The following is a 24,052-nucleotide window of genomic DNA, read 5'->3' as shown; positions in this document are numbered from 1 at the left end:
TTTGGTTTGGAAGCGAGAACGCCGAATGCATGATTTGGATGCGACTGATCTTCGAATCCTGAAGACTCTTCAACTGGATGGCCGGATCACCAACGCCGAGCTGGCCAAGCGTTGCAATCTGTCTCCGGCGGCCTGTCTGGAGCGGGTCAAACGGCTGCGGCAGCGCAAGGTGATCCTGGGCTATTCGACCCTGATCGACCCGGCGGCTGTGAACCGCGGGCTGCTGATCTTCATCGAGGTGGTTCTGGACCGCACCACCGGCGATCTGTTCGACGCGTTCGCCGCCCAGGCCCGCAAGACGCCCGAGATCATGGAGTGCCACATGGTGGCGGGCGGTTTCGACTATCTGATCAAGGCCCGGCTGGCGGACATGGACGCCTATCGCGCCTTTCTGGGCGACGTTCTGGTGCACATGCCGGGCGTGCGCGAGACCCGCACCTATGCGGTGATGGAGGAGATCAAGAGCATCCCGATCCTGCCGATCTGATCCGCCCCGTCCGGACGCGGATCATGTCTCGCGTTTGTCGCGGTTAGGCGTTAATCCTGTCGCCCTTCGGAAACGGGGAGCTGAAGCTCTTAATGCGCATCGTACTGGCCACCGACGCCTGGGAACCCCAGATGAACGGCGTCGTCCGCACCCTGACCCGCACGGTCGCCGAATGCCGCGCCATGGGCCACGAGGTGGAGGTCATCGAGCCTGGGCAATTCAAGACCATCCCCTGCCCCACCTACCCGGAAATCCGGCTGGCGCTGGGGGCGGAGGAAGAGATTCGTGAGCGCCTGCGCGCCTTCGAGCCGGAGGCGGTTCACATCTCCACCGAAGGCCCCATCGGCATCGCCACGCGGCGCATCTGCGTGGAATGGAAACTGCCGTTCACCACCAGCTACCACACCAAATTCCCCGAGTACGTCTCGGCCCGGTTCCCGATCCCGGTCCAGGTGGGCTACGCCTACATGAAGTGGTTCCACAAGCCGTCGGGACGGCTGATGGTGGCCACCCCCACCCTGCGCGACGAACTGACCGAGCACGGGTTCAGGAACGTCTCGCCCTGGTCGCGGGGCGTGGACACCGACCTGTTCCGGCCCGACCGTGAGCCCATCTATGAGGAGCTCGGCGGCAAGGACTGGCCGCGCCCGTTCTGGCTGAACGTGGGCCGGGTGGCGGTGGAGAAGAACATCGAGTCCTTCCTGGAGCTGGACCTGCCCGGCACCAAGATCATCGTCGGCGACGGCCCGGCCAAGGCCGATCTGGAATCCCGGTACCCCGAGGCGAAATTCCTGGGCGCCCGTTTCGGCGAGGAACTGGCTCGCTGTTTCGCCGATGCGGACGTGTTCGTGTTCCCAAGTTGGACCGACACCTTCGGGCTGGTGATCCTGGAGGCCATGGCCGCGGGGACCCCGGTGGCCGCCTATCCCGCCCATGGCCCCATCGACATCATCCCCGGCTCGGGCGCCGGGGCCATCGACGACAATCTGAAGACCGCCTGCCTCGAGGCGCTGAAGATGGATCCCGTTACCGTGCGCGCCTATGCGGAGAAGTTCAGCTGGCGCGCTTCGGCCGAGCAATTCGTGGAAAACCTGCAGCCCTACCCCGAGCCGCAGAAGACGCGGCTCTGGCGGCGTCTGCGGCGTCTTGCCCGGGTGCGCGGCAAGGCGGCCTGACCCAAGTCTTCGATGTGGGCCGAAGAAAAACGCCGCGAACCGTAAGGCTCGCGGCGTTTGTCGGCTCAGACGGTGAACCCGCTCACTCTTCCGGACGGGCCATACTGGTCTGGTTGGTCACGGCCTCCCGTTGCGCCGCGAACTGCTCCGGCAGCAGCGGGATCAGGCCGCGATCCTGCAGATAGCCGCCGCGTCCCATGCTGTTCTCGGAGACGTACTCGGCCACGAACGCCTCGAGGCCGGGCACCACGCCGAGATGGGCCTTCTTGACGTAGATGAACATGGAGCGGCTGATCGGGTATTCACCCGAGGCGATGGTGTCGACTGTGGGCGCCACGCCGTTGACGGTGGCGGCCTTCACCTGGTCCATGTTCTGCTCAAGGAACGAGAACCCGAACACACCAACCGCTCCGGGCGTGCGGGTCAGGGTCTGGACGATGGCGTTGTCATTCTCGCCGGCGTCGATCCAGGCGCCGTCTTCGCGCAGGGTGTGAGCCAGGCCCTCGAAGCGATCCGCGTCGCTCTCAGACAGGGCGGCCAGCTGCGCCACGGCCCGGGCCGACGGCGCCATGCCCAGCTCCAGCCACGAGTCGCGGGTGCCCGAGGTAGGCGGGGGGCCATAGACCTGGATGCGCTGCGCCGGCAGGCTCGCGCGCACCTGGTCCCACGAGGCATGCGGGTTGGCGACGAAGTCGCCACCTTCGCCCGGAACCTGGGCGGCCAGGGCCAGATAGAGGTCTCCGCCCTCGAAGGCGAAGTCGGCGCCGTTGCGGGCCGTGGCTATGACAATGCCGTCATAGCCGATCATGATCTCGATGATGTCGGTGACGCCGTTGGCCACGCACTGGTCGAACTCGGAGGCCTTCATGCGGCGCGAGGCGTTGGCGATGTCGGGCGTCTGGGTGCCCACGCCCGCGCAGAAGGCCGCGATGCCGCCGCCGGTGCCGAGCGACTCCACGCGCGGGGCGACGCCGCCGCTGCGTTGGGCGTAGTTCTCGGCCACACGGGTGGTGAAGGGGAAGACCGTGGACGAGCCCGCGGCCCACACGGTGTCACGCTGGGCGCCGGCGCCGCCGGAGCCGTCACCGCACGCGGCGAGAAGGGCGGCAGCGGCCGCCGCGATCAGATAGGGTCTCATGTCCTGGATTCTCCCATGAAGCTGGAAACCGTCCTTACCCGGAGCATGTGACAGGGCGTCTGCGCGATGGTGACGATTCCGTTACAGAAGCCGTTTGCGCATGGCCTGGGACAGCATGTCGATCATGGTGACGGCGATGACGATGACGATGGCGATCGCCGAGACGGTCGCATAGTTGAACGACTGGATGTTCTCGAACAACAGCTGCCCGATGCCGCCGGCGCCGATCAGACCCAGCACCGTGGCCGCACGGCTGTTGGACTCGAAGCGGTACAGGGCGAACGAGGTCCACAGGGGCGCCACCTGGGGGATCACGCCCCAGACGATTTCATGCAAGCGGCCGGCGCCGGTGGCGCGCACGCCCTCGACCGGCCCGTGGTCGATGGACTCCACCGCCTCGGAAAACAGCTTGGCCAGAACCCCCGCCGTGTTCAGCGCGATGGCCAGCACGCCCGCCAACGGCCCCAGGCCCACGGCCACGATGAACAGGGTGCCCATGACCAGATCAGGGATGGAGCGCAGGATGTCCATGACCCGGCGCATGGGCCAGACGATCCAGTTGGGCGCGATGTTGCGCGCCGCCGCCAGACCCATGGGAACGGCCAGGAACACGGCAATGAACGTGCCCCAAAGGGCGATCTGGATGGTCAGCCACATCTGGCCCACCAACCGCGCCCACAGCCCCGGGTTGTCCCAAGGCATGGGCGGATTCAACAACTCGCGGCCATAAAGCCTGATATTGTCGGTGTTGGTGAACAGAAGCGGCAGGCGGCTCATGTCCACCGGCCCGAAGCTGATCAGCAGGAGCAGCAGCAGGCCGCCCCACAGCAGAATATCCAGGGCCCATGCCCCGGCGGAGCGGGCGGGCGGCTCGGGGATCGTTCCGGGCGGCAGGGGCGTCGTGGTCAAGGCGTAACCTCACGACGGGCGCGCAGCTCCGACAACTGGGCCTGGGCGGCGGCGGCGGCGGCTTGGTCGCCCGAGGCGCGCGCCTCGCGCAGGGCCTGGTCGGCGCGCATCTCGCGGATAGGGTCCAGATAGGTTCCGTCGGCGGCCCGGAACTGGGAATAGTTCAGCGCCGCCAGAACCTGACGCTGGCGCTCGGCTTCGGCGCCTTCGCCCTGGCCGTAGGTTAGGAAGAAGCTGCGAATGCGCTCCTTCAGCGCCGGGTCAAGATCGGACCGCACGACGATGCCGGATTCCGGAATTGGAGGCGACTCCCAGATGGTCTCCAGTTGCGCGATGATCTGCGGATTGTTCCGGGTAAGGAACACAGTGTTGACCGAGTTGGAGGTGGAGACGTCCAGCACGCCGGTGGCCACCGAGAAGGAGTTGGCCTGATGGTTGGCCGAACGCACGGTGCGGAAGCAGTCACTGGGCTCGATGCCGCGCGGGCTGAACAGATAGGTCATGGGCGCCAGTGTGCCCGACGTGGACTGGGCGTCGCCCAGACCGAACGTCAAGCTCCGGTCGCACGTCAGCACCCGATCAAGGGTGATGCCCGAGCCGCGCCGCACGATCAGGGTGGAGGTGTAGCTGTCTGCACCCTCTACATCGACGGTGCGGGCGATGACCTCGCCCTGAGACCGGTCAATGGCCTGAAGGGCCGGCAGAGCCGAGAACCAGCCCACCTGCACCTGATTGAAGCGCATAGCCTCGATCAAGGCGTTGTAGTTGCTGGCGAAGAAAGGGCGGACCCGGACGCCGATCTCCTCTTCCATATCGTTCAGCAGCGGCTCCCACAGGGGGCCCGAAGCGGTCTGGCTCTCCGCCGACAGGATGGAGAAGGTGATCTCGGTCGGCGGGCCGTCGTCCCCACCCTGTCCGCATGAGGCTGTGAAGGCGGCGATGGCGAGCGTCGAAGCGGCGATGGCGAGGCGGCGGGTGATGGCGCGGCTCATGCTTGAGTCTCCCAGAACGCGTCCTCGAACTCGGGACCGTAGATATCAATGAGAGTGGGGCGATCCAGGCCGGCCGAGGGGCCGTCATAGACGACCTTGCCCGCCTTGAGCGCAATCACGCGCTCACAATAACGAATGGCGTAGTCCACCTGGTGAAGGGTGACGATCACCCCCAGACCATCGCGGCGGTTCAACTCGACCAAAAGCTCCATGACCTTGCGTGCCGAGACCGGATCCAGCGAGGCCACCGGTTCGTCGGCCAGGATGGCCTGGGCGCCCTGGACGATGGCGCGGGCGATTGCGCCCCGCTGTTGCTGTCCGCCGGACAGGGTGTTGGCGCGCTGGGCGGCGTAGTCGGCCACACCCACACGATGCAGGGCGGCCATGGCCTTGTCCTTGTCCTCGGGCGGCCAGAGGCCGAACACCCCGCGCCAGGCCGGCAAACGCCCCAAGGCGCCGAGCATGACATTGGAGAACAGGCTGAGGCGGCCCACCAGATTGAACTGCTGGAAGATGAAGCCCAGCTTGCCGCGGGTTCGACGCACGGAAGACGCCTGTCGCCCGTTCTGCTGTACGGTTTCGCCGAATACGCTGATTACGCCCTTGCCCCCGTCGATGGGGATCAGGCCTGTAATGGAGCGCAGCAGCGTGGACTTGCCCGAACCAGACGGTCCGATCAGGGCCACCATCTCGCCGGGCGAAACGGACACGGTGACGCCGTCCAGCGCCTTTCGCGCACCATAGGTCTTGGACACGTCGCGCACATCTGCGACGGCGGCGATCTGGGAGCTCATGAACGCGTCAGGGGGCTGCTGGAACGGGTGTGTTCTAAAGGGCAAGCGCCCCTTCTGCCGGGCGCGGATGACTCGTTAATGACACGCCGGGCCGGTTTGCGTCCAGTGCGGCAGATGCGACGGATTACGCCCCCGCAATCAGACGGCCTTGAGACCTGGCGGACGTTCGGTCATCCAGGGCGGCGCGGGCATAGCCCGGTGGGCCTCGGCCAGGGCCTGGGACCAGCGTGCGCCCAGTTCGCGAAAATAGGGATCCTCCGCCTCGATGCGGCGCGGATCGCCCTTGAGGACGTCGCGCTCCAGGGTGATCAGATCGAACGGGGGCCCCACCGCCACATTGGAGCGGACAGTGGAATCGAATGAAATCAGGCCCAGCTTGACCGCATCATCCAGCGGGGTGCCGATTGTCAGGGCGCGGTCCAGGATCGGCTTGCCGTACTTGAATTCGCCGATCTGCATGTAGGGCGTGTCCGGGCCGCACTCGATGAAGTTGCCCTGACTGTAGATCAGGTAGAGCCCCAGGGCCCCGCCCGCCACCTGCCCGCCCATCAGCACTGTAGCGCTGACGTCCACGGCCTCCGCTTCAAGTGAGGGAGAGATGTTTTCGCGCACGCTTTTGACCGCATGACCCACAAGCTGGGCGGCGCGGAACAGGGTCGGCGCGGTGTGCAGGGTCTCGACCTCTTCGGAATCGGCCATGCGGATGCCCTCGCGCACCATGGCCAGGGCGGTCTGGGTGACCGACAGATTGCCCGCCGTGGCGAGCGCGATGACGCGTTCGCCAGGCGTCTCCACCACATGCAGCTTTTTGTAGGACGAGATGTTGTCCACGCCCGCGTTGGTGCGCGTGTCGGCGATCATGGCCAGGCCATCGTTCACCAGCATGCCGACGCAATAGGTCATGAATCGTCGCCTGACTTGAAGCCCCGGCCAGCCATAACCGATTCGAGGGCGATGCGATCCATCACCGTCATTTCGGCCACCCAGCCTGGCGGCCGCAGGACTGCTGGGCTTGCTGCTGGCCCTGGGACTTGCGTACGTCGCGCACGTCCAGCTTGACGCTCAGGCGTTCGCCGCCGCCGCCATAGCTGGTTCCGCGCACCGGGGCGGCGCCCAGGTAATCGGGACCCGAGGCGATGCGGACGTAGGATTCCGAGGGGCTGACCCCGTTGGCCGGATCGAAGCCCACCCAGCCCAGATCGTCCACACGAGCCTCGGCCCAGGCGTGGGCGGCCTCCTGATCGGTCTCGCCATCCATGCGCACCATGTGCCCCGAGACATAGCGAGCGGGCACGCCGAGGCGACGGGCCACAGCGATGAAGACATGGGCGTGATCCTGACAGACCCCGCGCCCCTCGGCGAAGGCCTGGGCGGCGGTGTGGGTGGCCGAGGTGACGCCGACCTCGAAGGTGATCCGCTCGTGCAGGGCGGCCGTGAGGGCGTGCAGCTGCTCCAGCCCGGATTTGTCGCGGAAGGTCTCGGAGAAATCGATCAGGGCGGCGTCGCAGGTGGTCAGGGGGGTGTCGCGCAGGAATACCAGCGGCGACAGGCGTTCGGGCCAGCCGCTCATCACGCCGCCGGTGTCGGTGGTGGTGACGTCGCCGGTGACACGCACCGTCAGGCTATCAGCGGGCTGCTCGGTGTAGAGGGTATGGACGATGTTGCCGAAGGCGTCCTCGGACTGACGCAGGCGGGCGTCCACGTCGGTCTCGATGCGCCAGCGATCCACCTGCTGGCCGTCGCAGGAGCGGGGCGTCAGGCGCAGCACCTGGATGATGAAGCGCGCGGCCTGATCGTAGCTGTAGGTGGTGGCGTGATCGATCCGGATGCGCATGGTCAGCTCAGATACTGTTCGCTGATGGCCTGACCAAGGCGGTTGTTCTGGTCCAGAAACGCCTGGATGTACTCGTGCAGGCCCGACTGGAAGATGCGTTCGATGGTGGCCTCCTCGAACTGCATCAGCCGGGTGTTGGCGATGCGCTGGGACAGGCCGCGGCGGCCGTAGTGGGCGGCCAGAAGCTCAAGGCAGCTGACGATCTCGGACTGGCAACTGGCCAGCGAACGCGGCATCTGGCGGTTCAGCACCAGCAGATCCGCCACCAGCCACGGCTTGACGTTGTCCCGGTAGACCCAGCGATAGGCGGTCAGGGCCGAGACCTCGCGCAGCAGGGTGGTCCACTGGAAATAGTCCAGCTGGCCGCCGACCCGTTCGCCCTCGGGCAGCAGCAGGTGGTATTTCACATCCAGCAGCCGGGCGGTGTTGTCCGCCCGTTCGACAGCCGCGCCCAGTTTCAGGAACCAGTAGGCGTCGTTCCTCAGCATGGTCCGCGAGGAGGCGCCCTCCACCGACAGGGTGACGGTTTTCACCCATTCGAGGAAGTTGACGAAGTCGTCGCGGCGGGTTGGGCGGCCCTGTTCGGCCAGACCGTTCCATGCGCCGTTGATGGCTTCCCACAACTCCACTGTCAGGGCGGTGCGGACCGAGCGCGCATTGATGCGGGCCCGGGTGATGCAGGCGGTGATGGACGAAGCGTTATCCGGCGCGAAGGCAAGAAACTCGCGCACGGACCGTTCATTCGGCGTCGCGCCCAGGGCGGCGAAAGCGTCGGCCATGCCGGCCGAGCCCAAGGCGCCGGCCCAGACGCCTTCACTGGCGCCTTCCCGCGTGGGAATGGCGGCGAGGCGCAAGGTCGCTTCCAGAATGCGCGCGAGATAGTCGGCCCGCTCGATGTAGCGGCCGGTCCAGAACAGGCTGTCGGCGGTGCGGGAAAGCATCAGTCCTCCAGCACCCAGGTGTCCTTGGTGCCGCCGCCCTGACTGGAATTCACCACCAGGGAGCCGGCCTTGAGCGCCACGCGGGTCAGGCCGCCGGGCGCCGCCTTGATCCCCTGTGGAGACGACAACACGAAGGGGCGAAGGTCCACATGGCGGCTGACCAGTTCGCCCTTGTCCAGGGTCGGAGCCGTGGACAGGGACAGGGTCGGCTGGGCGATGAAGTCGTCCGGGTCGGCGATCAGCTTTCTACGAAAATCCTCGATCTCGGCCTTCGTCGAGGCGGGTCCCACGAGCATGCCGTAGCCGCCGGAGCCACCGACCTCCTTGACCACCAGTTCGTCCAGCTTGCCCAGAACCTCCTTCAGCGCCTCGGGCTCGCGGCAGCGCCAGGTGGGGACGTTCTTCAGGATCGGCTCCTCGCCGGTGAAGAAACGGATGATCTCGGGCATGTAGGTGTAGACGGCCTTGTCGTCAGCCACGCCGGTGCCCACCGCATTGGCCAGGGTCACCGTGCCCGCCTGATAGGCGGTCATCAGACCCGGCACGCCCAGGGCGGACTCCGGCTGGAACGTCAGGGGATCGAGCCAGGCGTCGTCCACCCGGCGATAGATCACGTCCACCCGCTTGGCGCCCTGGGTGGTGCGCATGAAGACAAAGCCGTCGTCCACGAACAAGTCGGCGCCTTCGCACAGCTCCACGCCCAGCTTGTCGGCCAGGAACGAGTGCTCGTAATAGGCGGAATTATACTGGCCCGGCGTCAGCACCACGATGCATGGATCGGCGCCCGCCCCCGACGGCGCGCAGGCGCGCAGGCTGTCCAGCAGCATGTCGGCGTAGGTCTCCACCGGGCGCACCGGATATTCGGCGAACAGGTCCGGAAACAACCGCATCATCATCTCGCGGTTCTCCAGCATGTAGGAGACCCCGGACGGCGTGCGGACATTGTCCTCCAGCACGTGAAAGCCGTCCTCGTTAGTGCGGACCAGATCCACCCCGGCGATGTGAACCCAGATGTCGCCGGGCGGGCGGCGGCCTTGCATCTCGGGCCGGTAGCAGGGATTGGTCAGGATCAGCTCGGGCGGGATGATTCCGGCCTTCAGACATTCCTGCGGGCCATAGATGTCCTTGAGAAAGGCATTCAGCGCGCCGACCCGCTGAACCAGGCCGGCTTCCAGCCCGGCCCATTCGCTCGCCCCGATAATGCGGGGCACCACGTCGAAGGGGATCAGCCGCTCACTGGACGCCGCCTCCCCATAGACGGCGAAGGTGATGCCCATGCGGCGAAAGAACAGTTCCGCCTGACGGGAGCGAGCCTGCAGCAGGTCAGGCGGCGCCTCCTCCAGCCAACGGGCCAGCGCCTGGTAGCTCTCCCGGATCTCGGGCGGTCCATTATGACCGGTCATCTCGTCGAAAGGCATGGCGCCTCCGTGCCGCTTGTCCGACAGACTGGACCCGATGGACACCGCCCGGCAACTGAATTGTGCATTGCAGCATCTCCAGCTTTGATCAGGGCGCGGCCTTCTCAATGGTGTTGAAATCCGGCTTGTAGGCTATGGCCTGGCGGCACCGGGCCAGTAGGTGCTCGTCCATGCGCTGTGCGGCGGGCTCAAAGATGTCGGCGCCGTCCGTCAGGGACCCCAGCGCCTTCCTCAACCGGATCATCACCGCCGGGTCCCTCGCGCCGTGGCGGGCGATGGGGTCCATCACGTCGCTGAGCAGGTCGTGCGCCTCGATACCGGGCGCCAGAATGCGGGAACAGATCTGGTCTTGTGTCTGGTCTGGAGGCGTCCGCGCCCAGTCGTCCAGCAGCCGGACGCCCACGCCGATGACCTGCATGGCCGTTCCAGGATCGTTCACGCCCGGCGACAGCGCCCTGGTGGCGATCTCGCCCAGCACGATGAGGCCGAAGCGGGGATCCTGATCGAACGAGCGCGTGGGGCCGAGCGCGAAGGCCGAAACGAACCGTTTGCGGACCTCGTCATCGCAGGTCTCGAGACTGATGCGCGCCAAGGGTTCGCCGCGTCGGACGAAGGCGCCCGGCGGTGCAATGACCTGGACCACACAATCCTCCGACTCCGCCACCTCCTGAAGCCGCTGGGGATCGACGTTGCGCACATAGCCGGTCGTCCCCGCCACGACCAACGCCCCGTGTTTCAGGACGCCCTCGCGTCCGCTGATGAACGGGCGCCGCCGTCGGTCCGTCAGGGCCTCATGCGTGCGCGACTCCACCACCGAAACAATGTGACCGACCCGCGCCAGGCTGGACAGGCGATCTATCCAGGCCAGCAGCCGGAAGGCAACCAGGGCCACCACACACAGGCTGACCAGGAAAATGATCGCGCGCCCCTCGGCGCCGTAATAGTTGGCGTTGATCGCCGTCACCCCGACAATGGCGTACAGAAACGCGCCCACGAAGGTGGCCAGGGATTTCTGCGTGCCCTCGTCAGACGTGACCAGCGACGCGGCCCGCGGCGTGGCGGCGGAGGACACCGCCGTGTAGGCCGTCACCATGGCGCCGAGCGAGAAGGTGGCCACGGCCAGCAGGCTGGAGGCCAGGATGGTCAAGATCTGTTCGACGGACTCGCCGCCCAGCCGGTCGGCCACGTCCTGGGGCACCCAGGGGGCCCCCACCACAGCCAGGAGCGCCGCCGCCACACCCACCAGGGCGTAGAGCGCAGCGCGGAACCAGAGACGGCCTTTCAGCCGCCGCCAGGCGAACAACCATCGATCCATGACCAGCCCCTTCCTTGGCCCTGCAACGCCCTCGCGAGCGGCCGGCTCCCGAGAAACCTCGGAGCCTGCCCGGAAATTGTCACTTTACATGACAGGCCATGGACCTTATGTCGCGCATTCCGGCGGACCCCGTAGGTCCCTATGCTTGCGCCGCTAACGCCGGTCTGGGTTAACAATCATCAGGGGGTTACGTGAATTGCGCACGTACCAATTTCCCCTGGACCTGGTCCGTGAGCGGTCCCCTGAGCGTCCCGTCGCCCTCGTGCGGCCGCGCTCTGTTTCCGTAGCGGCACGCTGGTTCCAGGACAATCTGAAGGCCGATGTCTTCTATGCGGTGAAGGCGAACCCTTCCGCGTGGGTCATCGAGGCCCTGATCGAGGCGGGCGTGAGCGCGTTCGACGTGGCCTCCCTTTCCGAGATCGAACTGGTGCGTTCGGTCAGCGCCACCGCGCGCCTGGCCTTCATGCACCCGGTCAAGGGCCGGTCGGCTATCACCAGGGCCTATTTCGACCACGGCGTCCGCACCTTCGCGCTGGACAGCCATGACGAGCTGCAGAAAATTCTCGACGCCACCGGCGGCGCGAAGGATCTGAACCTGATGGTGCGCATGGCGGTCTCGGCCGACGGCGCGGCCTATACCCTGTCGGGCAAGTTCGGCGTGGCGACCCACGATGCGCCGTCGCTGCTGCTGGCCGTGCGCCAGGCGACGGTGGACGGCCTGATGGGCGTCTCGTTCCATGTGGGCTCGCAGTGCATGCGTCCCTCGGCCTACGAGGCCGCCATGGCCCAGGTCGGCCGCGCCATCAGCCGCGCGGGCGTGTTCGTGGACATCGTCGATGTGGGCGGCGGCTTTCCGTCCGTCTATCCCGGCATGGTCCCGCCGGACATGCAGGAATACGCCGACGCCATCCATCGCGGCTTCAACGAGATGCCGGTTTCGGAAACCACCGAGCTGTGGTGCGAGCCGGGCCGCGCGCTGGTGGCGGAATCGTCCTCGATCCTGTGTCAGGTCGAGCTGAGAAAGGGCGACGCCCTTTATCTGAACGACGGCTCCTACGGCTCGCTGTTCGACGCGACGCACTCGCGCTGGCCGTTCCCGGTCAAGCTGGTGCGGGACGGGGACAGCGCGGGCGAACTGAAGCCCTTCCGCTTCTATGGTCCGACCTGCGACTCCATCGACCACATGCCGGGGCCGTTCTACCTGCCCGCCGATGTGCGCGAAGGCGACTACATCGAGATCGGCATGCTGGGCGCTTACGGGGTGGCCATGTCCACCGGCTTCAATGGCTATGGCGTGCACGACATCGCCGCGGTCGAGGACGCTCCCATGGCCTCGCTGTACGGTCTGGCCCCGCGCTCCATCCCCACCGTGCGCACCACGGCGGAAGAGACCGCCCGCAAGGTGGTCCGCTTCAGCCGGCCCAAGGGCAAGGCGGGTCAACGCAAGAAGTCGCGGCGCTAAACCGTCACTTATGCATTCTATTGAGCAGCGGCCCGTCGCTCCGTCCGGGCCGCTGCTTCTCTTGACGACGGGCGCTCAAACCAAAGGGAAACCCTTGCTATGAACGCTCCTGTTCAGTCGAACCAGAAAGCCCAACTGCTCCAGAACACCGTCGAGCACGTGGACATCACATCCTTCGACGCGCGCCCGATCATTGATTCCATGCGCAAGATGTCGTTCTCGAGCCGTGACACGGCCCGGGCCGCCGACATCTTCAACATGGCCATCGAGGACAAGGACTGCTCGCCTTGGCTGATCCTCGCGGGCTCCACCTCGGCCGGCGGCTGCATGCACGTGTACCGCGACATGGTGAAGTTCGGCATGGTCGACGCCGTGGTCGCCACCGGCGCCTCCATCGTCGACATGGATTTCTTCGAGGCCCTGGGCTTCAAGCACTATCAGGCCGCCGGCGAGGTGGACGACAACGTGCTGCGCGAGAACTACATCGACCGCATCTACGACACCTACATCGACGAGGAAGAGCTCCAGGCCTGCGACCACACCATTCTGGAAATCGCCAACCGGCTGGAGCCGCGCGGCTATTCCAGCCGTGAGTTCATCTGGGAGATGGGCAAGTGGCTGTCGGAGGGCAACGCGAAGAAGCCCGGCTCGCTGATCCAGACCGCCTACGAAGAAGGCGTGCCGATCTTCTGCCCGGCGTTCGTTGATTCCTCGGCCGGCTTCGGTCTGGTCAAGCACCAGAAGGAGCGCGCCGCCGCCAGCCAGCCCTACATGATGCTGGACGCCATCGCCGACTTCCGCGAACTGACCGACATCAAGATCGCCGCCGGCGTCACCGGCCTGTTCATGGTGGGCGGCGGGGTTCCCAAGAACTTCGCCCAGGACACCGTGGTCTGCGCCGAGATCCTCGGCGTCGAGGCCGAGATGCACAAATACGCCGTGCAGATCACCGTGGCCGACGTTCGCGACGGCGCCTGTTCGTCCTCCACCCTCAAGGAGGCCGCCTCGTGGGGCAAGGTCCAGACCACCCACGAGCAGATGGTGTTCGCCGAGGCCACCACGGTGGTGCCGCTGATCGGTTCCGACGCCTATCACCGGGGCGCCTGGAAGAACCGCGAGAAGCGCCGCTGGCAAAAGCTGTTCGCTTAAGAAGCAAAAAGGCCCCGGTTCGCACCGGGGCCTTTTCTCTTCCAGGCCGCGCCTTCTACCGAAGACGGCCAGCGACGCCGTCAAGGGTCTCCCGCAGCGCCGCCGCGCGCTCGGCTTCGCCGTTGACGCTGAGCCCGGCCGCGAGCTGCTGGAGCGTCCCGGCCAGGGCCGCGTCCCGGCCGCCCGCGTCGATGCGGGCCGCAGCCTGGGTCAGGGCCTCGGTCAGCCGGGCGGTCTGATCGGCCGACATGGCCTGGGTCCGGGCCAGTTGATCCACATAGGCCTGGGCGACGACCGGATGGTCGGGCCAGCTCACCGGGAATTGCTGCTGCGGATTGAAGGTCCCGCCCTGATCGGCCAGACCCGCCGCCGCGATTTCCGCCTCGGACAGATGCTCGCTTGGCTGCAGGGTCAGCACGTCCAGGCCGCGCACGATCTCGGTGCCGTAGATGCGGCCGTCATACCAGTAGGTGGACCAGTAGCCCCCCAGGATGGCGTGTTCGCCATCCACGGGACCGCGGTCGAACCAGGCGATCTCCACCGGATTGGCGGAGTCGGTGAAGTCGATCACCGAGACGCCGCCCTGATACCAAGCCTGCACGAAGATATCGCGGCCCGGCACCGGCACAATGGAGCCGTTGTGGGCGACGCAATTCTCCAGCTCGGTCTGGGGCGCCGGCAGCTTGAAATAGCCGCGCTGCTCCAGACGACCGTCGACGATGTCGTAGAAGGCGTTGGCGCCCCAGGTCACAGGATCCTGCACACGGCAGCGCGGACGGGAGCCGCCGCCCCATTCGTCGGTGAACAGCACCTTGGTGCCGTCGTTGTTGAAGGTGGCCGAATGCCAGTAGGCGAACCCCGGGTCATTGACCGCATCAATGCGCCGTGGCGCGCGGGGGTCGCTGATGTCCAGAAGGATGCCGTTGCCAGAACAGGCGCCCGCCGCCAGATTCGCGGAGGGGAAGACGGTGATGTCGTGGCACTGGTCGGTGCGGCTGGTGCGCTGGGTGCCGTCGCCATGGTCGCCGCCTTGCCAGAGGCCGGCCACAACGCCCGTCTCGTCGTCGGCGAAGACGCGGGGGCTGTCGATGATGCGGGCCCGGGACGGATCAGCCACCGGGATCTCGATCACGTCGATGCTGAACAGGGCCGTGCGCGGATCGCCCGGCAGGCCGACCACGCAGCCGGCCAGCTCCTCTTGATTGCGCACCGAAGAAGTGCCCGAGTTGTAGACGATGATCGACCGCTCGTCGGACGACACCACCGAATGGGTGTGGGATCCGCGGCAGGTCTGGACCTGGCCCACCTGCACCGGGCGTACGGGGTCGCTGATGTCGAAGATGCGCAACCCCCGGAAACGGTCGGGGCTGACGTCCTCGCTGATGCCTTCGCGACCGCAGTCCACGCGCGCAGTGGTCTGCTCCACCGACATGAGCAGAAGATCGCCGACGATGGACACATCGCCCTGCCCGCCGGGGCAGACCAGCGAACTGATCAGTTGCGGCGCCGTCTCGCCGATCCGGTAAAGGTTCACCCCGTGATAGTTGCCAACGGCCATGAGATCTCCCGCGAAGGCCAGATCGGTGTTGGCGAAGCTGAGGAACGGCCCGCGCCGGCCAAAGCGGCCGGAGCCCTCCGGCCCGCGCTCGCCTGCCTCGGCGGCGTCCTCGGACGGGATGGGCGGCGGGAGGCCGGCGGGATTGGCCGGGTCATAGAAGCCGGCCGGCTTGGGCAGGCTGGCGACCAGGGTCATGTTGCTGGCGGCCTCGCCCGCGTCGCGGAAACCGGGCCTCAGGTTGGTGCGCGGATCCTCAGCCAGGCCGCGCGCCACTGTCGTCATACGGGTGATCTCGGCCTGCTGTTCGTTGGTGATGTCGGTTACGAACTCGAACAGAACCGGATCATAGGCTGAACCGGACCGTCCCAGCAGGTCGCCCACCATCTCCACCGCGCCCGCGTGGTGTGCAATCATCAGGTCCAGGAACATGCGGTCGAAGGCCACGCCGCTGGCGGCGGCCAGTTCGGCCATCTGTTCAGGCGTGGCCATGCCCGCCATGGTCGTATGCGTGTGGGCTGCCCCATGACCGCCGTGATGGCCATGGCCTGCCATGGCGTGAGCGGACGGGTCAGGCGCGTCCTGCCCCCGCTCCATCAACCAGCCGCGCATGAAGGCGATCTCGTCGGCCTGGGAGGCGTCGATGCGTCGCGCGATGTCGACGATGTCGGGGGTGTTGGTGCGGTCCGCCACGAGGGCCGCCATCACGGTCGCCTGATGGTGGTGGTGAATCATGTCCTGCATGAAGCGTACGTCGTCGGCCGAATAGCGGTTGTCGGCGATGCGAGCCGCCTCCGCCGCGGTCAGGGCGCGCGGCGCCTGTCCCGGCGCGCCAGGCTGAACAATCGGCGCGTCCTGGGCCACAGCGGCCCCTGCGGCCATGAGACTGAGGACAGAACAGCCAACGAGCAGGCGAACAGATGAAGTAGATTTGGCGATCACGAAAAACCCCACGCAGAGTGAACCTTGGTCAAGCCTAGCATGACATTTCAGGGGGCTGCGTGAAAAGGACGCAACCTTGCGCCTGTGCGGAACCGCCGCCTCGACCGCGCTTTGTGTCGTTACAGGAGAATTGTCATGAACGATGAGACGACAAAACAGCCCTCCGACCACGGCGAGAAGCCCGATCTGGGCCGCACTCCGGACCATCTGACGGAAACCCTGGATCAAGCCCTTACGGGAACCAACGGCGGATCTGACACCCGGGCGGGGTCGCTTCGTGGCGGCTCGGCGTCCGGTTCCGACATCGATCCTGACCAGGAGGCCATCGATCGTGTCCTGACCACAGAAGGCATGGCCGCCGCTGAGGACGAGGGTGACCAGGACGCCGCCGGCGCTGTGCGGAACACCGGCCGCCGAGGCGGACCCGGAGATGATGCGGACGCCGCCACCGGTTGATCACGATCCGCTTGCCCGGCTCACGGCGATGCGCCACGGTAGCCCCCGTATTGATAGAGGACGGTCTTCATGAGGCGTCTGAGCCTGGGCCTTGCCGCCCTTGTCCTGTTCGGCGCGAGCGCCTGCGGCGGCGGTGATCCTGAATCACCCGGGGCGGAGGCCGACTCGAGCGCTGCGGCTGAAACCGCCGCTGGGGACGAAGCGACGGCCGCCGGAGACGCGGCGACGCCGACGGCCTCCACCGAGGCGGCGACCCCGGTCGATGCCGAGGCGCGTCTGGCGGCGCCCGACGCCCCGGCTTTCGCAGTCATCTACCCTGGCGGCGTGATCGACGAGGATGCAGCGCCGGCCGAAGGCGAAGCCCGAGCAGGCGGCATCGTGACCTATGTGACCACCGCCTCGCCCGATGCGGTGATCGCTTTCCATCGGGCCCGCGCCGAGGCCGAGGGCCTGGCCTCGGTCATGGCCATGAACCAGGGCGACGCGCGAGCCTACGGCGCCCATTCCACCGCCGACGGCGGCAACCTGTCGGTCTTCGCCACGCCCGGCCAGGAGGGCGGAACATCGGTCCAGTTGGTCTGGAGCGCCGGGGGATGAGACAGGAGCGCCGGCTTGCCGGGGCGCTCATCGTCGCCTTGCTGACAGGCGGCTGCTCCGTCAACGCGTCCTTTCCTGCCCCGTCCCATGTCGAAGCGCCAGCACAGGCGCCGCAGTCATATCTCGCCTCCGATGCGTTGGCGTCACTGGCCGCTGCGGTCCCTCCGCCTGTGACAGCGGGTTCCTCTGAAGCCGAGGCGGATCAGAGCGAGTCGCTGAGCTGGATGGCGCTGGAGGACAGCGACCGCTGGCGCCTGGCCCAGATCCATGCGGAAGTGCGGCCGCATCTGGCCCTCCAGCATTTCGACTGCCCCCTGAACACGCGCCTTGCCGATGATCCGCCGCCAGCGGTCGGGCGCCTGCTTGCCCGGTCCCTGCGGGATGCGTCGGTCGCCTCCAATGCGGCCAAGGCTGTGGGTTTCCGCGCGCGGCCCGTGGCTGATGATCCGGAGCGCCGCGCCTGCATTCGGGTGGATGACGACCTGAGGTCCACCGCCTCGCACCCGTCAGGCCACGCCACGGTCGGGGCCCTGTGGGGGCGGATCATGGCCGAGGTCGCGCCCGATCAGGCCGGGGCCCTGATCCGCATCGGCGACGAGATCGGCGTCAGCCGCGTGGTCTGCGCCCTGCACTATCCGTCCGACGTGGCGGCGGGCCAGAGGCTGGGAGTCGCCCTGTTCGAGGCCGTGCGGATGACGCCGGACTATCAGGCCGATCTGGCCGCCGCCCGCGTTGAGCTGGCTCAGGCGCGCACGCTGGGGCGGCTCAATCCGGGCTGCGCGGCGGAGCGCGTCGCCCTCGGGCAGACCCCATCCTGACCCTGCTGGTGGCCCTGATCGCCCTGCAGCTGGCGGCCGAACCGCCCGCGCGGTCCTGTTCGGCCGAGGAGACGGCGGCCCTTCTGGCGCCCGGAACCCATGATGATCCCCCGGTTCGCCTGACATGTCGGGCGCGGCTCGGCCCGGGAGACCGCGTGACCCGTCGCGTGCTGATCGAGGGAACGGAGGCCTCGGGCGCGGGGCTGATCTGCGACAGGGCGGTGGTCGGGCGCGCCGGTCAAGCCACCACCACCCGCACGCCCACCATCGCCATCTGGTCGCGGCGTGAGGGGCAGGACTGGAGCCGACCGCGCAACATCCTGATCCAGGGCTGTAAGGTGCACGGCGCGATCCGGGTGTGGGGAGTCGGCGCCGGCCAGCGGATGGACGAGCTGCGGCAGTCCTCGTACAGGGCGGGCCACACCGGACGCCTGCAGGCCGCCGCGCCGACGACGGTGCGTCTCGAGGACGTGACCCTGACCGGGACGGGCTCCATTCCGCTCTATGTGGGGCCCGGCGTCACCGGCCTGAGCCTGACCGGGTCGCGGCTGGAGGGGCGGTCGGTGTCCACAGCCATCTATCTGGACGCCGAGAGCGGCCTGAACGTGCTGAGCGACAACATCATCGCCGTGCGCACCGGGCGCGAGGTCATCGCCGTGGATGGCTCGGCGGGCAACGTCGTCAGCGGCAACACCATCCACCTCAGCGCGGGCGGCCTGATCAACAGGGGCGGCGTGTTTCTGTACCGCAACTGCGGCGAGGACGGCATCGTCCGGCATCAGACACCGTCGAACAACCGTATCACCGGCAACAGCTTCCGGGCGTCATGGTTCGGCCCCGCCCGCGCCGTGGTGGTCGGGTCGCGCGAAGGAAACCGGCGCTACTGCGACGCCGACGCCGGTCATCCCTTCGGCAGCAGTGTGGACGATGGCGACGGCGCCTCGGGCAATGTGGTCGAGGACAACCGGGTCCAGCGCAGGTTCTAGGCCGGCTTGCCGGTCAGGGCGCCGTACAGGTCCGATCGGCGGTCGCGGAAGAAGCCCCAGGCGGCGCGATGGCGGTCCAGGAAATCCAGATCGAAGCTGTGCACCAGCACGCCCTCGTCATGACGCCCCAGCGTTTCCACCAGATCACCCCGGTGGTCCGCGATGAAGGACGAACCATAGAAGGTCTGCCCCGCCTCGGTGACCTGCTCATGGCCGGTGCGGTTGGCGCCCACCACGGGCACGACATTGGAGACGGCGTGGCCCTGCATGGCGCGGCGCCACGGCTCGGCGGTGTCCAGCGACGGGTCGTGGGGCTCGGAGCCGATCGCGGTGGGGTACATCAGCACCTCGGCCCCCATCAGCATCATGGCCCGCGCCGTTTCAGGGTACCACTGGTCCCAGCAGATGCCGACGCCGACACGGCCGAAGCGGGTGTTCCAGACGCGGAAGCCGGTGTCGCCGGGGCGGAAATAGTACTTCTCCTGATAGCCGGGGCCGTCGGGGATGTGGCTCTTGCGGTAGAGGCCCAGGGCCTCACCGTCGGCGTCCAGCATGACCAGCGAGTTGTAATAGTGCGGGCCGTCGCGCTCGAAGATGGAAACCGGGATGGCCACGCCCAGACCCCTGGCCACCGGGGCCAGGGCGGTCACGCACGGATGCTCGCGCCACGGATAAGCGGTGGCGAACCAGTCCTCTTCCTGGGTGACGCAGAAATAGGGGCCCTGAAAGAGCTCGGACGGCAGGATTACCTGCGCGCCTCTCGAGGCGGCCTCGCGCACGAGCTCGATCGTCTTGTCGATGTTGGCCTGCAGGTCGGTCCCGTAGGACGTCTGGAGCGCGGCGACGGAAATCGTGCGGGGCATCAGGCGGGCTCCTGCTGGGTGATGCAGTGGAAGGATCCGCCGCCGGACAGGATGGCGAGGGACGGCAGGGGGATGATCTGGCGATCGGTGATGACCGTGGCCAGGGCCTCGCAGGCCAGACGCGCGGCGGTCTCATCGCCATATGTGGGCACGATCACCGCCCCGTTGGCGATGAGGAAATTCATGTGGCTGGCGGGGATCACCTTTTCATCCTCGTCCACGACCAGGCCGGGCGACGGGATGCGGAGGACCCTCAGCTTGTTGCCGAGGTTGTCGACTTCACCGGCCAAAATTGCCGCCGCGTGGTCATAGGCATCAGCATTGGGATCTTTCCGTCCCCAAGCTACCGGACAGGCCACGACGCCGGGCGCGACGAAGCGAGCCAGGTTATCGACATGGCCGTCCGTATGGTCGTTGAACAGGCCATCGTTAAGCCAAACCACGCGCCCTGCACCCAATGATGTCGACAGAGCCGCCTCAGCATCCGCTTCGTTCTCCCAATCGGCGTTACGGTTGGAGTTCAGCACGCACTGGCGGGTGGTCAGGATCGTGCCAGCGCCGTCGTGATCCACGGCGCCGCCTTCCAGGATGAAGGCGTGGGGCGTCAGGGCCGCGCGGGCGTGGGCGGCGATCTGAAGCGCGACGGTGTCATCGTGCTCCAGCTCGTATTTGCCGCCCCAGCCATTGAATTCGAAGGCGTGGGCGACGCCGTTCGCGTCGAAGATCGGCCCCGTGTCGCGCAGCCAGATGTCGCCGAAACGGCCATCCACCACCTCGACGTTCGCCACGTCGGCGAAGCGGGCACGGGCGTCATCCAGCGCCTCGGCCTTGCCCACCAGCAGGCGGACCTGTTCGCGGCCCGGCCCGGCCAGGGCGCGGACCAGGGCCTCCACCTCGGCCTGAGCCGGTTCGAGGTTCTCCTCCCACAACTCGCCATGACTGGGCCAGCCGACCCACATGGCGCGATGCGGGCTCCACTCGGCGGGAATGACAGTCATGGCGGGATCCTGAAACGCGAAAGGGGTGGCGCGCGCAGATAGCCACGCCCACCGCTCCATTCAACCTGTCGGGCGTCCAAAGAAAAAGGGCGGACCCGAAGGCCCGCCCTTGTCCCTTGTGCTGTCTGCTGCCTTAGAAGGCGGCGCGGAGGGTCAGCATGGCAGTGCGCGGCGCGCCCAGTTGATACGCGGCATTGCCCGACGTCGACGTGGAGATATCGGCCAGATACTCCTCGTCCAGCAGATTGACCACGTTCAGCTGCAGCCAGGAGTCGGTGCCCAGGCCGTTGAGGCGGTAGCGGACGTCCAGGTCCCAGATGGTGTAGTCGGGGGCCACTTCGGTGTTGATGTCGTTGGCGAAACGCTCACCGACATACTTGCCTTGGAGGCCCAGGTTCCAGTCGCCGATTTCATAGTCGGCGCGGAAACCGAACTGCCAGTCGGGCGTCTCGACCAGCTGGTTGCCGGCGGTCGGGACAACGGCCCCGCCGCTGCTGGGCAGGTCGTTATGCACCTCGCTGTCGGTGTAGGTGAACGAGCCGTACAGGGTCAGGGCGTCGATGGGCGAGTAGCCGATCTGGCCGTCGATACCTTGCAGGGTCACGTCGCCCACGTTGCGCGTCAGGAACAGGTTTTCCGCTTCGTCAAAGGTGCGGACGATGCGGTTGGCGTAGTCCGTGCGCCAGATGGCCACCGAGGCGATCACCGACGCCGACTGGAAGCGATAGCCCAGGTCGTAGGAGTCCGTGGTTTCCGGCTCCGGGTTAGGGATCACGCGATCGTACAGGTCGTCGGTGCGCGGGGCCGAGAAGCCCTCGGCGTAGCTGCCGTACAGGATGTGGTTCGGGGCAAAGCGCCAGTTCAGGCCCAGGTTCGGCAGGACGGCGTCGTACGACTTCTCGAACGAGCGCGGCGTGCCGTACAGGTTACCAGCGTTGGGGTTCAGCGCCGAGACCGGGAACGTGACGAAGCCGTCAGCGTCGGGCGCCGAGGGGGCCTGGGTGGTGCAGTAGGCGTTGAAGGTGTCGCGCTGATAGCAGTAGTTGTTCAGCTCACGGTCGAAGTACGGCGCGCGGACGCCCAGCACCAGGTCGACGGTGTCGTCCATGAACGTGCCGCGGTACTCCAGCGCGATCTGGTTCAGGGTCGCGTAGGACTGACGGTCACGACGGCGCAGGATGGTGCCATCTGGCAGTTCCACCCGCGGGCCCTTGCGGCCGGCGAAGACGTTCAGCGGGCGGCCGAACTCGTCCAGAAAGCCCATTTCACCGGTCTGACGGTGATCACCATAGTCGTAGGTGTAGGCAGCGCGGAACTGGTTGTTGTCGTTGGGCTGCCAGATCAGCGAGCTGGTCACGCCATAACGGTGGGTCTGCGTATTGTTGGGGCGGTGGAGGACGACGGTGTCGCCGATCACGCCGTTACCGTTGAGGTCAACGCCGGCGGCGCCGCTGTTGCCACGGATCTGGGCGTCGGTTTCGTTGATCGTCTGGGTGCCGCCGCCGTTGGCCAGGACGTACTGGAACGAGGGGTCGATGGTCAGCGTCAGGCTGTCGCTGAGAGTGAAGCGCGACTGACCGCGGATGTTGCCGGTATTGGACGGGTTGATGCTGGTGTAGGACGCGGCCAGCGAATTGACCGTATCGAAGGCCTCGCCGTCTCGGAACTGCTGCAGGGACACGCGGCGCGTGAAGCTGTTGCGGTTCTCGTTGTAGTGGGCCACCAGCGAGAGGAAGTCGCCGTTGTCGCCCAGGGGCTGGAAGATGCGGCCGTTGTACTGGGTCTTCTGAATGCCGCCCGGATCCTTGAAGTGGTCGTACTCGGTGCGCGAGACGGACGCCCAGGCGCGGGTGCCCCAGGGGCCGAACTCACCGGTTTCGACCAGCGCGAAGATGCGGCCGTAGTTCTCGCCGCCGACCGACGGCTGAACGATCAGGCCGGGCTCGCGCGAGGGACGACGGGTGATGTAGTTGACGGTGCCGCCGGTGGCGGAGGCGGTCGGGCTGTCCACGTCGGTGGTGCCCAGGTTCACGCCTACGCGCTCGATCAGTTCCGGGTCCAACTGCTGGTTGGAATAGATGGCGTAGTTGCCGGTGTCGTTCAGCGGGATGCCGTCGGCGGTCAGCGAGATGCGCGCCGAATCGAAGCCGCGCATGGTGATGTCGCCTCCCGACGAGCCGTAGGCGTCGTTGTTGGTGAAGTTGACGCCCGGGACCAGGTTGATCGAGTTAAGGACGCTCTGACCGGCGACCTGGCTGCTGATGTATTCCTGGGTAATGGTGGAGCGCGACTTGGGCTCCTGTTCGGCGACGATGGCGCCAGCCAGCGAGCGCGGGCCGCGCACGCCGGTGATGACGAGTTCGTCGACTTCGGTCGTGCCTTCGGCGGCGAGGGTGCCGGTGGATTGGGCTGAGGCGGCCGAGGCCGCGGCCAGGGCGATGACGACGGCGGAGGCGCCGTAGGCCAGATGGTTGAGTCTCATTCTCAGAGTATCCCCTCTCTGCGGTCGTGCAGCGCCCGGCGGGCGATGATGATGCGTACGACCATGATGGATAGGCGCCGTTTAGGCCTCACTCCCGACACTCGGAAGACAGATATGCCTCGTTTTTGTGACAGGGCCCGTTGTGTTGCAGTGCAGCAACATTGAGCAGGGGTTAAGGCGTTCAAACCGTGCGCAGAGACACTAATCAATTCAACCGTATACGGACGTTTGTTCTCCCCTCACCTGGCGAGGATCAAATGCAGCCTGTCGACACGGCCGCGCAAGAAAAACGCCCGCCTGGCGTGAGCCGGGCGGGCGTTCTGAAGTCCTGGCCGATGGCCGTCGACATCCGAGCGTCCCTCCCGACCGAGGCCGGGAGGGGTAGGCTCTTAGAAGTTGATGTCGATGGTGGCGCGCCGGTTGAGCGGCTCACGCACGCCGTCCGCGGTCGGACGGGCCAGATCGGTTTCACCGCGGGCGTCCAGCTGGACGACCCCGCCGGAGACACCTTGGGCGACCAGGGCGTCAGCCACGGTGCGGGCCCGGCGCTGGGACAGACCCATGTTGTACTGGGCCGAACCCGAGGTGTCGGTGTGACCAACGATCAGCACGCGGGTCGGGCTGCCCGAACGGGCGTGGTTGGCCGCGGCGGTCACCACGTTGCGCGCTTCCGCGGTCAGGTCCGAGCGATCCCAGTCGAAGTAGACCACGAACTGCTCGGCGGCCGGCGCCGGAGGCGGC

Annotated in this window: 22 protein-coding genes; 8 read left to right on the top strand and 14 right to left on the bottom strand. The window is 66.9% G+C overall.

Features of this window, described 5'->3' with window-relative positions:
- The first annotated feature begins 25 nt into the window (after positions 1-25).
- On the top strand, positions 26-487 hold the full coding sequence (locus tag C0461_RS04235) for an Lrp/AsnC ligand binding domain-containing protein (protein WP_292104256.1): 462 nt from the start codon (positions 26-28) through the stop codon (positions 485-487).
- Between the two features lie 92 nt (positions 488-579).
- Entirely contained in the window at positions 580-1,662 is a 1,083-nt protein-coding gene (locus C0461_RS04230) for a glycosyltransferase family 1 protein (protein ID WP_292104254.1), read from the top strand.
- 82 nt (positions 1,663-1,744) lie between these two features.
- Here the strand turns inward: C0461_RS04230 and C0461_RS04225 are convergent, their stop codons facing one another.
- The 9 genes from C0461_RS04225 to C0461_RS04185 all read right to left on the bottom strand — a co-directional run bounded on the left by C0461_RS04225 (position 1,745) and on the right by C0461_RS04185 (position 11,003).
- Entirely contained in the window at positions 1,745-2,800 is a 1,056-nt protein-coding gene (locus C0461_RS04225) for a substrate-binding domain-containing protein (protein WP_292104252.1), read from the bottom strand.
- Positions 2,801-2,881: 81 nt separating this feature from the next.
- On the bottom strand, positions 2,882-3,709 hold the full coding sequence (gene phnE / locus C0461_RS04220; protein ID WP_292104251.1) for a phosphonate ABC transporter, permease protein PhnE: 828 nt from the start codon (positions 3,707-3,709) through the stop codon (positions 2,882-2,884).
- A complete protein-coding gene (gene phnD / locus C0461_RS04215; protein WP_292104250.1) occupies positions 3,706-4,701 on the bottom strand; it encodes a phosphate/phosphite/phosphonate ABC transporter substrate-binding protein in 996 nt (331 codons plus the stop codon). Before phnD ends, phnE begins: the two co-directional genes overlap by 4 nt.
- The gene (gene phnC / locus C0461_RS04210; protein ID WP_292104248.1) at positions 4,698-5,495 is read right to left on the bottom strand and encodes a phosphonate ABC transporter ATP-binding protein; all 798 of its coding nucleotides are present in this window, start codon (positions 5,493-5,495) and stop codon (positions 4,698-4,700) included. The genes phnD and phnC overlap by 4 nt, the downstream gene beginning before the upstream one ends.
- A 138-nt stretch (positions 5,496-5,633) precedes the next feature.
- The gene (locus C0461_RS04205) at positions 5,634-6,398 is read right to left on the bottom strand and encodes a peptidase (RefSeq protein ID WP_292104246.1); all 765 of its coding nucleotides are present in this window, start codon (positions 6,396-6,398) and stop codon (positions 5,634-5,636) included.
- 67 nt (positions 6,399-6,465) lie between these two features.
- Positions 6,466-7,329, bottom strand: coding sequence for a transglutaminase family protein (locus C0461_RS04200; RefSeq protein WP_292104245.1), 864 nt, complete (start codon positions 7,327-7,329; stop codon positions 6,466-6,468).
- Positions 7,330-7,331: 2 nt separating this feature from the next.
- A complete protein-coding gene (locus C0461_RS04195) occupies positions 7,332-8,270 on the bottom strand; it encodes an alpha-E domain-containing protein (protein ID WP_292104243.1) in 939 nt (312 codons plus the stop codon).
- Positions 8,270-9,688, bottom strand: coding sequence for a circularly permuted type 2 ATP-grasp protein (locus C0461_RS04190; RefSeq protein ID WP_292104242.1), 1,419 nt, complete (start codon positions 9,686-9,688; stop codon positions 8,270-8,272). Before C0461_RS04190 ends, C0461_RS04195 begins: the two co-directional genes overlap by 1 nt.
- An 88-nt stretch (positions 9,689-9,776) precedes the next feature.
- Positions 9,777-11,003, bottom strand: a complete 1,227-nt coding sequence (locus C0461_RS04185) for a DUF2254 domain-containing protein (RefSeq protein ID WP_292104240.1) — start codon at positions 11,001-11,003, stop codon at positions 9,777-9,779.
- A 196-nt stretch (positions 11,004-11,199) separates the two neighbouring features.
- On the opposite strand from C0461_RS04185, the gene C0461_RS04180 reads away from it, so the two are divergent.
- Together C0461_RS04180 and C0461_RS04175 are read left to right on the top strand one after the other, a co-directional pair.
- On the top strand, positions 11,200-12,465 hold the full coding sequence (locus tag C0461_RS04180; RefSeq protein ID WP_292104238.1) for a type III PLP-dependent enzyme: 1,266 nt from the start codon (positions 11,200-11,202) through the stop codon (positions 12,463-12,465).
- A gap of 99 nt (positions 12,466-12,564) precedes the next feature.
- The gene (locus tag C0461_RS04175) at positions 12,565-13,614 is read left to right on the top strand and encodes a deoxyhypusine synthase (protein WP_292104237.1); all 1,050 of its coding nucleotides are present in this window, start codon (positions 12,565-12,567) and stop codon (positions 13,612-13,614) included.
- A gap of 55 nt (positions 13,615-13,669) precedes the next feature.
- Here C0461_RS04175 and C0461_RS04170 read toward each other — a convergent pair whose 3' ends face one another.
- Positions 13,670-16,051: a DUF305 domain-containing protein gene (locus C0461_RS04170; RefSeq protein WP_292104236.1), complete on the bottom strand. Its 2,382-nt coding sequence runs from the start codon at positions 16,049-16,051 to the stop codon at positions 13,670-13,672.
- Between the two features lie 195 nt (positions 16,052-16,246).
- Between C0461_RS04170 and C0461_RS04165 the strand changes: the two genes are divergently transcribed.
- The 4 genes from C0461_RS04165 (at position 16,247) to C0461_RS04150 (ending at position 18,968) form a co-directional block, all read left to right on the top strand.
- Positions 16,247-16,567, top strand: a complete 321-nt coding sequence (locus C0461_RS04165) for a ribonuclease (protein ID WP_292104234.1) — start codon at positions 16,247-16,249, stop codon at positions 16,565-16,567.
- 69 nt (positions 16,568-16,636) lie between these two features.
- Positions 16,637-17,164 carry a hypothetical protein gene (locus tag C0461_RS04160; protein ID WP_292104232.1) on the top strand — a complete coding sequence of 176 codons (528 nt, stop codon included), beginning with the start codon at positions 16,637-16,639 and terminating at the stop codon, positions 17,162-17,164.
- 170 nt (positions 17,165-17,334) lie between these two features.
- Positions 17,335-17,982 carry a phosphatase PAP2 family protein gene (locus C0461_RS04155; protein WP_292104230.1) on the top strand — a complete coding sequence of 216 codons (648 nt, stop codon included), beginning with the start codon at positions 17,335-17,337 and terminating at the stop codon, positions 17,980-17,982.
- A gap of 8 nt (positions 17,983-17,990) precedes the next feature.
- Positions 17,991-18,968, top strand: a complete 978-nt coding sequence (locus tag C0461_RS04150) for a right-handed parallel beta-helix repeat-containing protein (RefSeq protein WP_292104228.1) — start codon at positions 17,991-17,993, stop codon at positions 18,966-18,968.
- On the opposite strand, the gene aguB is transcribed toward C0461_RS04150, so the two are convergent.
- The 4 genes from aguB to C0461_RS04130 form a co-directional block, all read right to left on the bottom strand.
- A complete protein-coding gene (aguB, locus tag C0461_RS04145; protein WP_292104226.1) occupies positions 18,965-19,831 on the bottom strand; it encodes an N-carbamoylputrescine amidase in 867 nt (288 codons plus the stop codon). The genes C0461_RS04150 and aguB overlap by 4 nt on opposite strands.
- Complete coding sequence (locus C0461_RS04140) at positions 19,831-20,829, bottom strand: agmatine deiminase family protein (RefSeq protein ID WP_292104224.1); 999 nt, start codon at positions 20,827-20,829, stop codon at positions 19,831-19,833. Before C0461_RS04140 ends, aguB begins: the two co-directional genes overlap by 1 nt.
- Positions 20,830-20,962: 133 nt before the next feature.
- Positions 20,963-23,311 (bottom strand): TonB-dependent receptor, encoded by a 2,349-nt coding sequence (locus C0461_RS04135; protein WP_292104223.1) that lies wholly within the window; start codon positions 23,309-23,311, stop codon positions 20,963-20,965.
- A gap of 389 nt (positions 23,312-23,700) precedes the next feature.
- A partial coding sequence (locus C0461_RS04130) for an OmpA family protein (RefSeq protein ID WP_292104222.1) occupies positions 23,701-24,052 on the bottom strand: 352 nt, incomplete at its 5' end.

Source organism: Brevundimonas sp. (assembly GCF_013823285.1).
GTDB lineage: Bacteria > Pseudomonadota > Alphaproteobacteria > Caulobacterales > Caulobacteraceae > Brevundimonas.
This window is presented reverse-complemented; position numbering and strand designations above follow the sequence as displayed.

What these genes read in the sequence shown, in the direction of transcription:
- C0461_RS04235 (WP_292104256.1), top strand. Translation starts at nt 26, where the DNA reads ATGCATGATTTGGATGCGACTGATCTTCGAATCCTGAAGACTCTTCAA.
- C0461_RS04230 (WP_292104254.1), top strand. Translation starts at nt 580, where the DNA reads ATGCGCATCGTACTGGCCACCGACGCCTGGGAACCCCAGATGAACGGC.
- C0461_RS04225 (WP_292104252.1), bottom strand. Translation starts at nt 2,800, where the DNA reads ATGAGACCCTATCTGATCGCGGCGGCCGCTGCCGCCCTTCTCGCCGCG.
- phnD (WP_292104250.1), bottom strand. Translation starts at nt 4,701, where the DNA reads ATGAGCCGCGCCATCACCCGCCGCCTCGCCATCGCCGCTTCGACGCTC.
- phnC (WP_292104248.1), bottom strand. Translation starts at nt 5,495, where the DNA reads ATGAGCTCCCAGATCGCCGCCGTCGCAGATGTGCGCGACGTGTCCAAG.
- C0461_RS04205 (WP_292104246.1), bottom strand. Translation starts at nt 6,398, where the DNA reads ATGACCTATTGCGTCGGCATGCTGGTGAACGATGGCCTGGCCATGATC.
- C0461_RS04200 (WP_292104245.1), bottom strand. Translation starts at nt 7,329, where the DNA reads ATGCGCATCCGGATCGATCACGCCACCACCTACAGCTACGATCAGGCC.
- C0461_RS04195 (WP_292104243.1), bottom strand. Translation starts at nt 8,270, where the DNA reads ATGCTTTCCCGCACCGCCGACAGCCTGTTCTGGACCGGCCGCTACATC.
- C0461_RS04190 (WP_292104242.1), bottom strand. Translation starts at nt 9,688, where the DNA reads ATGCCTTTCGACGAGATGACCGGTCATAATGGACCGCCCGAGATCCGG.
- C0461_RS04185 (WP_292104240.1), bottom strand. Translation starts at nt 11,003, where the DNA reads ATGGATCGATGGTTGTTCGCCTGGCGGCGGCTGAAAGGCCGTCTCTGG.
- C0461_RS04175 (WP_292104237.1), top strand. Translation starts at nt 12,565, where the DNA reads ATGAACGCTCCTGTTCAGTCGAACCAGAAAGCCCAACTGCTCCAGAAC.
- C0461_RS04170 (WP_292104236.1), bottom strand. Translation starts at nt 16,051, where the DNA reads ATGGCCGCAGGGGCCGCTGTGGCCCAGGACGCGCCGATTGTTCAGCCT.
- C0461_RS04165 (WP_292104234.1), top strand. Translation starts at nt 16,247, where the DNA reads ATGAACGATGAGACGACAAAACAGCCCTCCGACCACGGCGAGAAGCCC.
- C0461_RS04160 (WP_292104232.1), top strand. Translation starts at nt 16,637, where the DNA reads ATGAGGCGTCTGAGCCTGGGCCTTGCCGCCCTTGTCCTGTTCGGCGCG.
- aguB (WP_292104226.1), bottom strand. Translation starts at nt 19,831, where the DNA reads ATGCCCCGCACGATTTCCGTCGCCGCGCTCCAGACGTCCTACGGGACC.
- C0461_RS04140 (WP_292104224.1), bottom strand. Translation starts at nt 20,829, where the DNA reads ATGACTGTCATTCCCGCCGAGTGGAGCCCGCATCGCGCCATGTGGGTC.
- C0461_RS04135 (WP_292104223.1), bottom strand. Translation starts at nt 23,311, where the DNA reads ATGAGACTCAACCATCTGGCCTACGGCGCCTCCGCCGTCGTCATCGCC.